Source organism: Chryseobacterium sp. CS3K3.1 (assembly GCF_059515165.1).
This window is the reverse complement of record NZ_JCAKRV010000019.1, coordinates 1-16325: the sequence shown is the minus strand read 5'-3', so window position 1 is coordinate 16325 and position 16325 is coordinate 1. Positions and strand designations below refer to the sequence as shown.

At 34.9% G+C, this 16325-nt stretch carries 13 protein-coding genes; 10 read left to right on the top strand and 3 right to left on the bottom strand.

What is annotated here, in order from left to right:
- Positions 1 to 31: 31 nt before the first annotated feature.
- Positions 32 to 883, top strand: a complete 852-nt coding sequence (locus tag AC5YGI_RS16870; protein ID WP_330746762.1) for an RteC domain-containing protein — start codon at positions 32 to 34, stop codon at positions 881 to 883.
- A gap of 107 nt (positions 884 to 990) precedes the next feature.
- Positions 991 to 1278 carry a helix-turn-helix domain-containing protein gene (locus AC5YGI_RS16865; RefSeq protein WP_047433479.1) on the top strand — a complete coding sequence of 96 codons (288 nt, stop codon included), beginning with the start codon at positions 991 to 993 and terminating at the stop codon, positions 1276 to 1278.
- A 425-nt stretch (positions 1279 to 1703) separates the two neighbouring features.
- Here AC5YGI_RS16865 and AC5YGI_RS16860 read toward each other — a convergent pair whose 3' ends face one another.
- Positions 1704 to 2069 carry a hypothetical protein gene (locus AC5YGI_RS16860; RefSeq protein ID WP_120231234.1) on the bottom strand — a complete coding sequence of 122 codons (366 nt, stop codon included), beginning with the start codon at positions 2067 to 2069 and terminating at the stop codon, positions 1704 to 1706.
- Positions 2070 to 2675: 606 nt separating this feature from the next.
- Here AC5YGI_RS16860 and AC5YGI_RS16855 point away from each other — a divergent pair.
- Both AC5YGI_RS16855 and AC5YGI_RS16850 read left to right on the top strand, forming a co-directional pair.
- Entirely contained in the window at positions 2676 to 3578 is a 903-nt protein-coding gene (locus AC5YGI_RS16855; RefSeq protein WP_496169036.1) for an SDR family oxidoreductase, read from the top strand.
- 46 nt (positions 3579 to 3624) lie between these two features.
- On the top strand, positions 3625 to 4539 hold the full coding sequence (locus AC5YGI_RS16850; RefSeq protein ID WP_047433476.1) for a helix-turn-helix domain-containing protein: 915 nt from the start codon (positions 3625 to 3627) through the stop codon (positions 4537 to 4539).
- Positions 4540 to 4982: 443 nt separating this feature from the next.
- Here AC5YGI_RS16850 and AC5YGI_RS16845 read toward each other — a convergent pair whose 3' ends face one another.
- Positions 4983 to 6272: a chloride channel protein gene (locus tag AC5YGI_RS16845; protein ID WP_227942425.1), complete on the bottom strand. Its 1290-nt coding sequence runs from the start codon at positions 6270 to 6272 to the stop codon at positions 4983 to 4985.
- A gap of 1954 nt (positions 6273 to 8226) precedes the next feature.
- Between AC5YGI_RS16845 and AC5YGI_RS16840 the strand changes: the two genes are divergently transcribed.
- Positions 8227 to 9720, top strand: coding sequence for a phage tail-like protein (locus AC5YGI_RS16840; protein WP_047433474.1), 1494 nt, complete (start codon positions 8227 to 8229; stop codon positions 9718 to 9720).
- Positions 9721 to 10871: 1151 nt separating this feature from the next.
- Here the strand turns inward: AC5YGI_RS16840 and AC5YGI_RS16835 are convergent.
- Positions 10872 to 11816, bottom strand: coding sequence for a helix-turn-helix transcriptional regulator (locus AC5YGI_RS16835; protein ID WP_496169035.1), 945 nt, complete (start codon positions 11814 to 11816; stop codon positions 10872 to 10874).
- A gap of 686 nt (positions 11817 to 12502) precedes the next feature.
- Between AC5YGI_RS16835 and AC5YGI_RS16830 the strand changes: the two genes are divergently transcribed.
- The 5 genes from AC5YGI_RS16830 to AC5YGI_RS16810 all read left to right on the top strand — a co-directional run bounded on the left by AC5YGI_RS16830 (position 12503) and on the right by AC5YGI_RS16810 (position 16201).
- Complete coding sequence (locus AC5YGI_RS16830; RefSeq protein WP_496169034.1) at positions 12503 to 13066, top strand: hypothetical protein; 564 nt, start codon at positions 12503 to 12505, stop codon at positions 13064 to 13066.
- 90 nt (positions 13067 to 13156) lie between these two features.
- Positions 13157 to 14422: a phage tail-like protein gene (locus AC5YGI_RS16825; protein ID WP_496169033.1), complete on the top strand. Its 1266-nt coding sequence runs from the start codon at positions 13157 to 13159 to the stop codon at positions 14420 to 14422.
- 118 nt (positions 14423 to 14540) lie between these two features.
- Positions 14541 to 14978: a transposase gene (locus AC5YGI_RS16820; RefSeq protein WP_446105566.1), complete on the top strand. Its 438-nt coding sequence runs from the start codon at positions 14541 to 14543 to the stop codon at positions 14976 to 14978.
- A 12-nt stretch (positions 14979 to 14990) separates the two neighbouring features.
- On the top strand, positions 14991 to 15317 hold the full coding sequence (locus AC5YGI_RS16815; RefSeq protein WP_496169032.1) for a helix-turn-helix domain-containing protein: 327 nt from the start codon (positions 14991 to 14993) through the stop codon (positions 15315 to 15317).
- Between the two features lie 341 nt (positions 15318 to 15658).
- Positions 15659 to 16201: a peptidoglycan-binding protein LysM gene (locus tag AC5YGI_RS16810; protein WP_330746755.1), complete on the top strand. Its 543-nt coding sequence runs from the start codon at positions 15659 to 15661 to the stop codon at positions 16199 to 16201.
- Positions 16202 to 16325: the final 124 nt, after the last annotated feature.

Sequence of the window (16325 nt, the reverse complement as noted above, 5' to 3'; positions counted from 1 at the left end):
TGATTAATTTTTGTACTTTTTAAATAAAAATATGGAAATACAGCTGTTTTTTAAAAAGTGCAAAGAATTACAAAGAGAACTGGACAAAAAATTAGAGATGATTGATTCTACTCATAGTGAAGATAGGATAGGAGCCTGCGAAAAATCTTTGATGGAAATTGATACAGCCATAAGACTCATCAAATCAATGGTAGCCAGACTTGAATTTTCATCCGTAGCAGATGAAATTTACTTTTTTAAAGAACTCAAGCCGCTTTTTATTTCGCGCTTTATTTATTATTCAAATTTATTAGCTATTGAGGCGGCCAAACCGAATGCAGGACAAGTGAGTCTTAAAGAATATTATAATTGTGAATTGCAATTAATTAAAGATTTTTATCAGCAGCATATTGACTTTTATGAATATTACAGAAGGAAAGCAGCATTTCTGGACCAGAAATATTTTGTCAGGAATCAATTTGATCTCAAAACAAAACTTCAATCTGGGCTGTATAATTATGATGAAAAGTTTGCCACATCTCACGATCACCTAGTTGCCCAGATTCTTGCCAACGATCTTTTAGAGAAATATCTTTTACAATCGATCAGCCAAACAGAAGGATACATTTTTGAAAAAGTCACTGACAGGTCTCCCCTGAACTGGTCGGCTTCAAAGTCAGGATTGGTTGAACTTCTCTACGCACTTCATCAAACCTGCTGTTTCAACGGCGGAAATATTGAATTCAGTGAGGTAATACGTTTTACCGAAAAATCACTGAATGTTAATTTAGGGAACTTTTATAAGACCCTCCATGAAATTAAAAGCAGAAAAATTAACAGGACTAAGTTTCTTCAGCTTTTAAACGACAATCTTAATCAGTTTTTTGCAGATTGTGATCAATGAAGTGAACTTATGTTTTTTTTGCGGATAATCTTTCGGTAGTTATGACAGTCTACCGAAAGAATTTCCCAGTAAAGTGTAAACTTTGCTTTACTCTTAAAATAAATATCATGAACATTGACAGAACAGAATTTATGGCATGGATGGAGCGTATTATGACCCGATTTGATATTCTTGGCGAAAAATTAAGTCGAAAGCAAAATGATTTAAACAGTATTGACGGAGAACAGTTACTGGACAATCAGGATGTTTTGCAATTACTTAAGATCAGTGCCAGATCATTGCAACGTTACCGCTCAGATAAAAGGCTGCCATATTATACAATAAGCGGAAAGTTGTATTATAAACTTTCTGATGTTCATCAGCTGATAAGAGATAGTTTTCGCCGGATTGAATGAAGAATATCGCAGATAGGCATCTTACAGTTATGAAATAAATAAGCCAATTAACTTTATTGGTTTAGATGGAGAGGTGTTAAGTCCGGGTTTGAAAGATAATTGGGATGGTGCATATACCCGTGTGACTGCCAAAAATGATGTTGATATAGAGTTATATTGTCGGGGAAAAAAGAAACGAGGATATGAACACAAAATTATTCATGCTATAATTTAAATTGATGTCTTATACATTTACATCCTGAGCAATGAAATCAAACCGATAAGGCAATGGTATTCAATCCAATAAAGCAATCTCTATATGAAAACATTGATTCTGATTCTCAACTACGATTCTTGTAGATCAAGAAGTATAATCAAAAGTTATCCTGGATTATTCGAAGCTGTTAGGGAAAGTAAAAATTAGATTTAGCCCCTTGGCCCGAGATCTAGGGTGCTGTTAGCAAGTATAGACTTTCAATCACGACCAACCAGTATTTTTTAGTTACTTCACGTTGACTTTCATTTTTTAAATTATCAACATGAATCGAAATTGTAGTCTTATCCTTATCTTTAGTTGGAATAAACCTGACCTGCAAATGGGCCCTTTCTTCAAAATCTTTATGCTTCCATGTAGTTCGGATGTGTGAATATTCTTTAAAAGTCGAAAAGTTCTGATCAACCCCCTCAGCCCAGTAGCCTAAGCCCCTGTCTGAAAAAAAGGTTTCCCAAAGTGTTTCCACGTTCGTTGGCATAGTTTTTCTGATTCCAAACTGCCAGCCGGCATCTTTCGTTAGTCCAATGTTTTTTGCCATGTTTAATTTTCTTAGTGTAATAAAGTTCGTATTCGAACTTAATGATTTTTTTCAATTGAAGCAAAAGTTCTTACCGGAAATGTCCCGACACCTTTAAATTTTGGTGGAGCGGCGGTGAAGGAAAAAACTCTTAGCCGGCAATTTATGTAAATTACAAAGATGTTAGACAATCAAAATCCCTGTACCCAGTAGCTCTGTGTGAACTGGTCTTGTTCTGTTAGCCTTGTCATCTATATCCCAGCCAGTCTGTATTAGCACAGTCTTATTTCTGATTTCTCTATTTTTAAGATGATCTTCCATGATTTTCCAAATACCTGTAATGGTATATGGATATAACATTTCCTTATCCTCGAAGTTTTTCTTACTTGGATTTGATGATAAATAGATAATTCAGGATGCACACAGTAGCAGGATTGCCGGAATTGATGATGTGGATTGCGTTTCGCCGGGGACTATACAGAGATATCTGCCAATTAAGAGACCCTTTAAAATCAAACATCTAAATCACTCTTAGTTAAATTGTAAGTTTTGGCTACAACAAAGCTATTTTTGGCTACATTTTGCGATATAAGAACCCCGAACTTTGCTTCATAAATAATATTAGAAATGAAAGTATTTGTTACAGGCGCTACAGGTTTCATAGGAACAGCTGTAGTACAAGAATTATTAGGAGCTGGTCACAAGGTTCTTGGGCTTGCAAGGTCGGAAGAATCTGCAAAGAAGTTAATTGAAGCAGGAGCAGAGGTCCACCAAGGTGACCTTACTGATTTTGAACGTCTGAAATCTGGGGCTAATGCAGCTGATGCAGTTATACACTTAGGATTTGTACATGATTTTGGGCGGTTTGAGGAAATGTGTGAATTGGATAGGGATGTAATCGGCGCCATGGGAGATGCTCTGGTCGGTACGGACAAGCCCTTTCTCATCACTTCCGGCACTGCACTTTTTTCAAAAGATGGCATCACAACTGAGAAAGACCGCAACGTCAATCACCCACATCCTAGGATTGCAACTGAAAATGCCGCGGACGATCAGGTTGCAAAAGGTGTGCGTGTCGCCGTGATTAGATTATCGCCATCGGTGCATGGTGAAGGAGATCAGATCGGCTTTGTTCCGCTATTTATCAAAATAGCCAAAGAAAAAGGTGTCTCTGCGGTTATTGAGGGCGGAAATAACCATTGGCCAGCTGTGCATCGACTGGATGCGGCAGGGCTCTACCGATTGGCGCTGGAAAAACCATTTGAAAATGGAACCAGATATCATGCAGTATCCGAAGAAGGAATTGAGCTCAAGACAGTAGCCGCTGAAATTGCGGATCGTTTAAATATTCCTTTTACCTCGCTGAATTCTCAGGAAGCTGAGCAGCATTTTTCCTGGTTTACGCATTTTGCAGAGCTGGATAACCCCACTTCAAGTGAATGGACAAGGAATGCGCTGGGATGGAATCCTGTACATCCAACTTTATTGGAAGATTTAAAAGGTTCGTATTATTTTTCGGAACTCCGATAATCTGTATTTTTGTTTTATCTATTTTAATATAAAAGCACATAATTCCATGTCCGATAAGCCTGTTCGAATTAAGACCATTTCAGACTTCCACAAACTACGTGGTCTGCCGGGGCCGAAGCACCCGCTTATTAGTGTGATCAATTTTGAAGATATGACCGAGCATACAAAAGTCGGAAAACAGAGCCTTCTGTTTGATTTTTATATGATCTCGCTAAAACGTGATATGGAGCACAAGTACAGGTATGGGCAGAATGATTATGATTTTGATGAAGGAGTGATGTTTTTCATGGCCCCACATCAGATTTTAAGTGTGATACGTGAAGAACAAGGAAGAAATCCTTCCGGATGGATGCTAATGATCCATCCGGACTTTCTCTGGAATACGGCACTTTCCACTTCCATCAAAAGATATGAATTTTTTGATTATTCTGTTAATGAAGCGCTGTTCCTATCAGAAGATGAGGAACTGAAAATGAAGCAGATCATTGAAAATATCAAACAGGAATATCAGAGCAATATAGACCAGTTCAGCCAACACATTATTATTTCTCAATTGGAAACTCTATTTAATTATTCCCAACGTTTTTATCAGCGCCAGTTTATAACACGTAAGAAAGTCATTCATCAGTTTTTGGAGAGGTTGGAAAATTTTCTTTCGGATTATTTTGAAGGAAAAAATATAATAGAGCATGGCTTGCCTACGGTGCAGCTGCTTTCCGAAAAGCTAAATATATCACCCCAATACATGCGTGCAATGCTCAAATCGTTGACCGGACAAACCACGCAGCAAATCATCCATGAAAAGTTAATCGAAAAAGCCAAAGAGAGACTTTCCACAACTGAACTTACCATAAGCGAGATCGCCTATGAACTGGGCTTTGAACACCCACAGTCATTCAATAAACTGTTTAAAGCGAAAACTAATATTTCACCGTTAGAGTTCAGGAATTCATTCAATTAAGGAAGTGGTAGCGACTTCATCAAATAGTGTGCTGAATAAATTACGGCTGATATAATGGACAATATCATTGGCTCATTACATTATTAAATAACGTAAAAAATATAAAAGGGGCCCAAGCCGGAATTGAACAGGTTTTTATGTTGATGGCCATGGGTGTCGTGCGGTTTACGGAGACAGTGAAGAAGCCAGACCAAGCGTGGAGACATAACAACTTCAAACTTTTCAGAGTAAGATGAAAGGTTTGAAGATATGGAGATGCTAATGAACTTAGAATTACTTAAATTACACTACCTGTAGCTGTTAAATCGTATATGTATCCTTAATTAAGTATGATGTTTACAAATTATTGCGCTAGGAAAGCATTGATTTTGTGTTTGAAATTTGTTATAAAGTAGAAGATGTTTATTAAAATTAAAGTACTTAGATTTCTGCATATGTATTATTTATTTAGTGACAGCCTCTTCTTTATAAGTATATACGTTATAGGGAAAGAGATTTTTCGCTAGTACTTTTGAAACTAAACTGCTAATTAGTAATGGTAGCAGCAAAACATATCCACTGGGAACAAGACTTGAAATAATAAATATTGCTGTAAAAGGTGCATGGATTGCAGCAGAAAGCATTGCCGCCGCACCAAAAAGTGCAAAATTAATAGTCACAAGTTGAGTTCCGAGATAATGGTTACAAAGCTGAGCAAACAAAACACCTAATATTGCACCTGTTACGATACTAGGCGCAAAGACACCACCGTCACCACCAGCTCCTAATGTAAGTGAGGCTGCAAGGGGTTTTAACAGAACGAGCAGGATCAGCGGAAAGAAGTATAATAGATCAATAGATTTATCTAAACTATTTCTTAAAATTTCTTCAAGACCATGATAACTGTCACCATAGAGTGCTGGCAAGAAAAATATAAAAACTCCTACCGTTATTGCTCCAATATTAACTCGGATAAAGTTGTTTTTTATCTCTGCAAAATAAGATTTTGCATAGATAACAATCTTAGTAAAATAAAGTGCCAAAACTCCTCCTATCAATCCTAAAATAATCACAAAAGGAATTGCCTGCCACCGCCATTCTTTTACTGCAAAAGTAAAGAGGGGAGTGGAATCAAAATAATAAACAATAATTGATGCAATGAACATCGAAGTTAATGCACTAAGTAGTAAAGTCCTGCTGTATCTTCGTGCAATGACCTCAAATGCGAAAAACAAACCACCCAACGAACTTCCAAATAGCAGAGTTACGCCAGCAATAGCCCCTGCACATATCAATTCGGTTTTGTAAGCTCCTGCAGGTTGTAATCTCTTATAAGCTTGGTTACCTACTGTAGCGGTTGCAACAACGGTTGAGACTTCAACTCCCGTTGATCCGCCAAAAGCAACAGTTAAGAAGCCATTAATGTAGTGTGAAGGAATTTTAAAAAAGGGCAGGTGATCTTTCCTTGTTTCCAATGTCGTATAGATTTCTTTTATTCCCTTATTCTTTCTGCTTTGAAAAGCATATTTTCTCAGGAAATATATCAACGTAATACCAATACTTGGTGCGATAATATAAAATCTCGGATCAAAGCCGGAAATTTTTTCAGATAATTTTTCCTGTACATAAGCAGTACTATGCTTTAAGCTATAAGCCAGTACACAACAAATTATACTGACCAAAATTGAACAAGCAATCAATTTTAGATAACTATATCGAACTACTTTTTTTCTGTATATCGAAGTGCTTTCCATAATAATAAACATTAAACAACTGCAAAGGTAAGTGATATTTCTTTTGAATTTTTCTTTTTGCGCCCAAGTGCAGGGGAAGTAGTAGATAATTCTTATATGTCTAACAGAGTGTTTCATTAGGATGTCTAAAAAGAAACAATTTTACCCTCAATTTATAGCAAGCAAATAAAAATCGATGGTAACAGAATCGGATTGCAGGCGTATGTTATCCTCATGTTCATAATTTATAATAAGAAGATCCTCATTCTTAGGCTTGGTAACATTAAGACTAGGATGCAAATTAATGAACCAAATAAAAACAAAACCTCTCAATAGGAGAGGTCGCATGATTAAGTAGTCGGCTTTCATAACAGACTTTAATCAAATATAATAAAATTTCTTGCAAAAACACAAAAAAGATTTTATATCATTTAATAGTGAATAAATTATTGTATTTAATTTATTAGTGGAAAGAAATATATAGATATTTCCGCCCCTTTAGAAGGTTTTTGCTAAAAAAATAAACCCACCTCTCTTAGCCTGGGAGCTTTTTATGAGCCAAGTCATAAATCAATTGGAAGAGAGTTATTACATTTGTATTGTTAATAAATAAATTTTAACATAAGTTTTTATACCTCCTGCTATCCGGGAGGTTTTTATTTATTTAATAAATCCATACCGTAAATTTGATCGTATATTAAAATACAACTCATTAGTTGAGTTTTCATGGTTATTAGTTTTATCCTCGGAGAGATCCGGGGATTTTTTGTTGATATGAAACTTCTTGCAATTTAGGCTATTTGTAAGCTAATTTTTTATTTCACACCACAAAAACGTTATTTTCATTAAATAGTGAAGATTTTGGTATGTGCCTTGTTAGTGTTAATGCAGATTTTGAAACAAAAGACATAGGACACCACATCATTTATCTATACTTAATCACACACTTTAAACTTCATTTTTTAATGGAGTTTTTTTATTTTTGTGAGTATTGTGGATTATTTATGAACTAATAAATCTGTAGTTGACTCTCATTTTTAGAGGTATATATTTAAGTGTTCGATTACTTCAATATTCGGATGAAGATATATTCAACCTCCTAATGTCCCGGAAGATTTTTTTATTTTATTACTTTTGGTGGTTTACTTTTTAATACGTAAAGTTCCGTAGTATAAAGGGTTTTGCTTTGTTGAACTAAAATTGATGTGGATATGTTCTAAATAATCAATATATCCACGTCAGTGAAAGGAATGAATTAGGAGGAATTGTCTGGTAAGAAATCCATCCTCCTAAGCATAAATGATTGGTGAGTTTGAAGGCAAAAAGCAGCATTTTGAGATATGTACTTTTTGACCTACCATATTAAAAATAGCATTAATCCAGGTTAATACAACAAGTATGTGGCTAACTCATGTCGAATCTTGGTTGGGAACTCCATGATTTTTGCCTTTATGCTGACGTAATTAATAACCACAATCCTACATAGATTAATAAAAAAAGACTAACTAGTTCTTTTTATGATCACCGTCATAATAGAGATTAATTTATTTCACGACATTTGGAATAATAAAACTATCCATGAAATAAGGAAACCATAAAAATTGTTAAACTAAAAATTACAAAATATTATGATAGACTTATTTTCACTAAAAGGCAAGAGGAAGGACATTGTTATTATGTACTTTAAAAAAAAGATGTACAGGCTCATTGATAAAGGCAGGTGGATTACCGTTATGATCTATAAATGGTATAAAACAATGACCATATCCTGTCTGATATCCGATAACCTGGTTTCTTTAATTATTGTCAGAACAAGAATTACTCCTTTTTACGAAAAATATACAGTACTGTAGATTTTTTTATTACTGAATCATTTTTACTCTGAGACCACCGGAAAACGCTGATTAGTGTTTTTCTGACTTACTGCTTACCCGAGACATAAAATTACCTTATCAAACCACCTAAATCTTTTAATATGAAAACAAAAAAAAATTCTTTTACAGGAAAGCTTTTTATGTTGTTGATGGCTTTTCTTATTTCATTTTCAATGAGAGCCCAGGTAGGGATAAATACAACAACTCCTCATCCCAGCTCTATTTTAGATCTCAACTCCACAACAAGAGGGCTGCTAGCTCCACGTCTGACAACAGCCCAGCGGATCGCTATTGCTTCACCTGCTGATGGACTCATCGTGTACGATACTAATTTCAAACAGCTTTACTATTATGCTTCCAATACGGCAGCATGGTTCCCTGTAGGAAGTAATGTCTCTGAAAGACTTAATTTTAAGCGAATAAAGTCTACAGATGTTTTAGCTACAGTGCTGGCAACGGAACTAAGTGCAGGAGGTGGAACAAGGTACCTTCTGAATGCAGATACATTGTATGAAATCAACGGACAGATAGTTTTTGACAGACCTATAGAAATTAATAATGCTTATATACACGGACTTGATACCAATAACGATATTATTGTCCGAACGACAGGAAATATTTTTGAGGGAGCAACAGGGGGAAGTATTAAGAGTGTTACCCTCAGTGCACCATCAGGAAATGTTTTTAATATATCAGGTGCCGCTACCCAGAATCTTATCTTCAGAGATAGTGTTGTAGCCAACTCGAGTAGTGTGGGAACCATTTCCGGGCTTGGACTGGTGTTTCTCAGTATCATCCAGTTTACCGGAAATACCAATGGTATAACCTATAATAATATCGGGCAGCTTCTGCTCAGCAATATGGGTTGGGCAGCTAATAATTCCGGCACCTACGAAAAGCTTACGGGAACCTTTACATCGGTTGAAAAACAGGGCGGGTTTAGTCAGGTCAACGGTTCGGCAATCGGTTTTGATGTTTCAACAAGCGGGCTTACCATTACAGGAGATGCGGTGATGGAATCCGTTGTATTTACAGGAACCAATACAGCTGGATATGTCAAGCCTTATACTACTGGGACGTATTCAGGATACAATTTTAATAACAGTTGGACCGTCAGGGCAGCAGGTCTTCCAACTGAAGCAGACACCAATGCTGTTGGTGACTTTTCAGTTGATTATCCAGTAGGAACCGGTATTGGGGTAAGTTTTAACAGCTCCAATCCAAGTAATATTGTAAAAATTGGCACTTCAACATCTGTTTCCACCTCATCAAACCTGTTCAGATTTACTACGGATGGGGTTCCTAACAGGTTGAAGTATGTGGGTAAAAAGAAAAGAATTTTTCAGGTCACGGGTTCTGTATCATTTCAGGTACCTGCAGCCGGTACTTATATCATCTATATTGCAAAAAACGGAACAGCCATCAGTCAGTATAAAGTATATGGACGTGGAGCTGCTTTAAATGATATTGTGGTATTGCCAATTAATGGCACAACTGAACTATCCACGAATGATTACGTTGAAATATTTGCACAACGTTATACAGGTTTAACAGGCGATATTGTAGTTCCTAACATGGCTGTAACCATTAAATAACAGTTATGTTTTGTTGAAAAGCCTGATATTTAAAGATCAATCTGAAAAAATTAATTATAGTTTATGAAGCGCTTGAAGAAACTACAGTGGGTTTAAAAAATCGCCTCAAAATGCTATCAGATCAGTGGGAAAATTTAAAAGGCTTAGAATCAAATTTAGGAGAAGATTTATTTACGAAACAGGATGATGAAAAGATTCAATTGCTGGAAAATTGTTTCGTTACTTTATTAACACATTTCAACTATTAAAGTAAAGATAAAAGCGCTATTCGCATATCCGGTGATAAGTAAATGCCAATAATAGAAGTAGCCCTTCCAAATGGAAGACTGAAATATTAAGACTTACGGTTTGATTCTTCCGGAAGTGATCATATTCGCGCCATGTGGGCTTATTATATCGCACTTTTAGAGACTTCCTATGCTAAAGATAGGAGTCACCCGCTTTTGTTAAAAAGATTTTCATGAGTTCTTAAGAGAGCTGTCTTTGCAGCAAGAAGCACAAAGTATTGTCTTTGCCTCGTTTCAAAACTCTCAAGCAGATTTTAAAGCTGTAACAAGGGGATTGAACTTTCATGAGATAGAAGGCAATGGAAGGTTCATAGCTAAAATTGATAGTTCCAAAGTGGTAGATTAAAATAATCAAATATGAATTTTGAAATTTAACGACTCAAGCTCAGCTATTTTGTTCAAATCTTCTATAAAAGTGTTCGGAAAATGCAACTCTGCGGTCACTCTTCGGGAAAGAGCACTTCTAAAAGTGCTCTTTCCTTTTTTTTACCTTGTAACTGATTGTGAATCAGGGTTTTTTGAGCAAGTGCGGAATTTAATTTGGTGTTCGAAACGCATTTTCTTCAAATTCAGGTTTTTCGGCCAAAATCGACTGTTTTGTTTCTGTATTTCCTTCTGAGTATAGCTTTGATAGATTCGGTATCACTTCTAAAACTTTTTCAACCTATGTTTTATATCCAGGTCTTTTCTTGTCATCTTCTGATTTTGCAATTTCATTTCTAAGCTATCAAGTTCCATCAATCTTTGGGTAAACTCATCCTAAAGATGAGAAAGCCACCATATTCCAAGTTTTTCAAATGTGCCAAAAATTCTTTTTAAGCTTTATTGATTTCTAATAAATAACTACTGCTAAAATAAGGGAAATTAGAAAGTATCTATCCATTTGTAAAGATCTGTATCAGAAGAGATTCCAAATGATTTCCTCAGCCTGCTTTTCCTTGACTGAACTGTGCGTATTGAAATATGATTGTATTCCGCTATATCTTTTGTAGTAAAATTCAGCTTGAGAAGAGCACATAGTTTAAATTCCTCTGATGTAATTTCCGGATTTATTTGCATGAGGTTTTCATATAATCCGGGAAATGATTGTTTTATTTTTGGTATGAAAGCGATGTCATCATTCATAGCCATTTTTACAAGATTTTCTAAATCTATATCGTCTTTCTTATCCAGCCTCGTACGTATATTAGCGATTATATTCTGGCTACGAAGGACTTTTCTGTACAGCTCCAAAACAGTAAAATGTTTTAGCAGAATAAAATATCCGAAAATTGCAAACCATATAAATACTTGTAAAAAAGTAAAAAGTCTCTGATTTCTTGAAAATTCTAAATTTCCGGCATTTTTAATCCTGAATATTCTAAAATCATAATAATGACTTACGAGAAATAAAACAAACGCGGTAGCAAAAACAGCTATAATATACTTTAATTTTTTCTTTGTGTTAAAAATAAATAACGAAGTCATGAGCAGCAAAAAATAATATAATGACAAGCCATTTTCAAAACCTGAAGTGGATGAAAAGAAAAAAACCAACAGCATAGCAAGTTCTATAACAATAAAGCATATCATGATGTTTTGCCGGGCCTTAGTAAAAAAGAAAAGAATAAGGAAAATGCCTCCTAACACGAACAACAACAAAAAATAGCCCTCAAACCCAAACATCAAATCCCTGAATCCGCTTACAAGCAAAACTATTCCTATAGAAAATGCGAATAAATTTAATATTTGGGCATCTAGACGTTCAAATCTGTCAGCATTGGGATCAATATGCAGATTCTCTATATAATTCCAAATTTTACGTAACATTGTTTATAAATATTTGTTAAAAGATACTATTTATTTGCAGTTGAAAATTATTTCTGTAAAATTAATTTTCCATAAAAATGTAAGCTAAAATATACCAAGTGATTAGTAATGTTAAATCTTTATAGCGGCTTGTACAAAATACTGAAATTAGTTGGTCAGAAATTGTAGTTTTAAATGCTTTGAATGTTTTTTACTAAAAAAGGTAAACTATATCGTCTGGCATTTTTAATATCATAATAAAAGTCATAGTCATATTTTTGTAGACACCCCACACAATTTCATTTATACTTTATCCTCAACGGATTTTTTTAGACTATTGGTTTTCTGTTTTTTTATCTGCATCAGGTTTTGATTATTGTTTGTCATTATATTATTTTTTGGTTCTCAGAACTTCATACAAGGTTAATGGTAATTGTAATATTATCAGATTTCCATTTGCGTAGCACAGGAATTTCTGGTTTTTTAATACTACTAATCAAATGATCTATTATTGTTCGTTGTAATGTTTTGAAAATTAGAAAGTTAAGTGTGTTTTGTTCTTTTGATGGTATCTATGCCGTATATTTTACCGTGTTGAAAAGGTATCTGTAGCGTATGGTATTTCTTTATCTAAGCTTAAAATAAGATCAATTTTACAACTCAATTCCAATGAGGTGAAAATGTATTTTAAGAATAAGAGTTACTATATGACAAAGGCATCAGGTATGCTTCTTTGGCTTTGCTCTTTTTGTAAGATGTATGCTCAATTATATATTGGAAAAAGTTGTGATCTCAATATTAAAGATAATATTATTATTTCTCTGATAGAGAGAAAAGATAGTCTGGTTTCATTATATATTAAAGCCGACACTAAAGTGCATAACCTGCAGCAAATGTCCAATATCAAGATTGTTGTACTTTCTTCTTATTTATCAAAACCATTGCAGAGTTCTTGTAGTAATACTATAAAAAAAGCTAAAAAAAAGCAAGAAGAAAAAAGAGTTTTAAAATTGATTTCTGAACAGAAAATCTCCAGAGCTGAAAATGGTAAGTCTACTATCATTTTTTATGGAAAATCAGAAGACATTGCTATTATTATAACCAACACGTTTAAAGAAAAACAAGGAATATTACATAGAAAGCATAAGATATTTATCCTATACGAAAAACAGTTTTGTCCAGAGCAATCTCTTAAAACTGATATGTACGAAAGGGCTTTTCGGGCAGGACTACAAATTCGGCCTCCTCCTTCTTTCAAATTCATTTTATAGCAAAATAACAGGAACACAAATTTAAAATATAGTAATTATGGGAAAGAGTACTCATAAGACTCTTTTCCATTTTCCAAATTATCAAACAAAATGAAAAATAAATTTTATACAATCTTTGCCTTAACAGTTGGCGCATTAGCTTTCGCTCAAGTAGGCATCAATACGCAAAATCCACAAGGGATATTCAATATCGATGGTGGTAAAAACAATGCTGTAACAGGAACTCCAACGGCCGCACAATTGGCCAACGATTTTATTGTAACCAATTCAGGATCTACAGGTATTGGTGCAATTCCCGATGCATCTGCTATTCTGGAGCTTAATGTAAGTCAGCTTGCATCGGGCAGCCAAAAAGGGTTTTTAGGTCCACGAGTAGCTTTAACGGTATATAATGATGCGTCTACAATACCTAATCCCGCAGTAGGCTTGTTGGTTTACAATCTGGGAACAGCTGCCCTTACCTTTAAGGGATATGTTTATTGGGACGGAACCCAATGGAGACCTTTGGACGGGCGCTCGTTACAGCCGGGAACGATAAGCGGTTTGAGATGTACTGACGCAACACTAAGTCCGCTTACCTATACTGCCGGAACTCCTTATCAGGGCACCATGTCGATTCCTTATTCAGGAGGCAATGCCGGAGTATATGCTCCACAAACGATAGGACCTGTAAATGGTCTTACCGCAACACTTCCTCAGGGTAATTTTGCACAAGGATCCGGTACTTTAAACTATACTGTTTCCGGAACACCAACAGTATCCAGTCCTAATACAACAACATTTCCCATTTCGATCGGAGGACAGAGCTGTAGTGCAACAGTAGGTGTTGGGAAAGTGCTTGCACCTGGAGAGTATCAGTTCTTTACTTATACATTACCGGCGACCTATATAGGATTGCTGAGCACACAGATTGGCGGTACTTATGATGCTATTTTAGGAGGAAAGTTAAAATTGGACCTGAATTTTAATGCAAGTTCCAATCAGGGTTCAGGAGCCGTTACCTACAATCCACGTTTGGTAAATGCCTCCAGTTCTAATATTAAGGTGTGGTATTCGGCATTATCGAGTGTAGACCGTTTCCGCCGCTCGAACGTTTTATTAGCGCCCGGAGGTTACATGGAAACGGATAACGGAATTTATCTTAACTGGGGAGACAATATGAATAGCAGTTCTACGCCTGTAACAGCTACCAGTTCCAGTGATGATTCTCAGGAGATAGAAACGGTAGATGTAATTGTTGACGGAATCTGGTATAGAATAATCGTGTTTGTTTCTGTAGATAATTTAAATGATACTGATCCCACCAATAACATCCGACGTGTCTTTATGACAGCACAAAGAATGTCATCCTATTGATATGAAATGATAAAATAGAACAGATGAGCGCGTCTTAAATTCATTGTATCCGGCAGATGAATTCCGTCTGTCGGTTTATAAATACCCTTCAATTACAAGATTCTAAAAACACAGACTAATGAATTTTAAAGAGATTCCAATAGGAATATTGATTGAAAAAGAAGTTGCAGAAAGCGGGATAGAACTATCCCGTATCTGTAGCTTTATGAAATGTACGGAACAGGAAATAAAAGGAATGTACAAATCTTCAAGTATAGAGACAGAAAATCTGTTGAAATGGAGTAAATTATTAGAATATGATTTTTTCAGGCTGTATTCTCAGCATTTGATATTGTACGCCCCATCAATAGCAGGTAAAAGCATAGAAAATAGACAGAATAAAAAGCCAGGTTTACCTCAGTTTCGTAAAAATATTTACACAAAGGAAATCATTGATTTTATTCTGAGACAGATAGAATCAGGAGAAATGTCAAAGGCTGCAGTAATAGAGCATTATAAAATTCCTAAAACAACTTTGTATAAATGGATATATAAGTATAAAAGCGAAATAAATTAAATACAACATTTTATGGAAAAAATAGTTCCCGATTATAAAAGAATTTATCATGACATCATCGTAAAAGAGTTTCCGGAAAAAAGAGATTCCTGTCAACGATTATTACAGAAAGAAAGCTTATCCGTTATGGATATTATGAAACTTAATGAAAAAATTTTTGGGATTCCGGATAAGGAAACTTTTGCAGCCAGTCAGAAGCATCGTTCATTTATGAAAAAGGATATACTTAAAATGCTTGATTATCAGAAAAAAAATAAACTTAATAACACTCAATTTGCCATTCATTTTAAATTAAGCCCAAACACAGTAACCAAATGGAAAAAGAGTTTTTTAATATAAAATGTTTTATAACAAACAGATTGGTTAACAAATAGGTATTAAAGATTAAATAAGAAATCCTTTTATGGTAATGATGGTCGGAAGAAAAATCTTCCGGCTTTTCTATTTTTTGATGTGTTTAATCGAATTTAAAATCACTGATTGTTAATTAAACTACTTGATTGATGTTTTTCTTGTTTGCTTGCAGTTTATAATCAACTATTTATACCAGTTTAAGATGGGAAATTCTTTATATAATACACTCAACAATGAAAAAAGTCTTGGTAATGTCATATATTGTTATTAGCTTTATAATGAATTCCGAATGACAATATTATTACACCTCACTAAATTTATTAATCATGAAAAAGCAAATCTTTATCGTTGCGCTATCTCTGGGAGCAACCGCTTTAGGAACCCACCGGGTTATGGCACAACATTCAGAGCAGGTGAGTACATCAGTCAATATTATTTTATCAGATGTTATTGCAATGGATATTGGCTCTGCTGCTTCAGAAGGCGCTGTAGATTTTAATTATGGGAACACAAAAGATTATAATTCATCCAAAAATGTGACCGTTCCCAATAGTTTAGTTATTATTTCCTCTAAAAATTTTGATGTAAAAGTAAAATCTGAAGGTGCACACTTTGTAAGTGGCGCAAATGTCATTCCTGTAGATATATTACAGGTAAAAGCAATACCAGGCGGAAGTTTGGTGGGAACCCTGAATGAGGTCACTTTATCTCCAAATGATCAGGTGCTGGTAAGTAATGCAAGTTTAGGTACCAGGCAGTCTTTAAATATTGCTTACTCTATTTCTGCGGAAAATGCATCCAAGGTACTTTTAGGAAAACCACAGGGAACTTATACACAAAAAATAACTTATACTGCCACTGCATTATAAGTCAATACCAATTTTAAATAGAAAAGCCCTCGATACTACAAAAGTATCGAGGGCTTTTTCATTTATTATGTGAATAAACTGTGTAGTGATTTTACTACATGAACTTCCTTTTTCCACTACAATG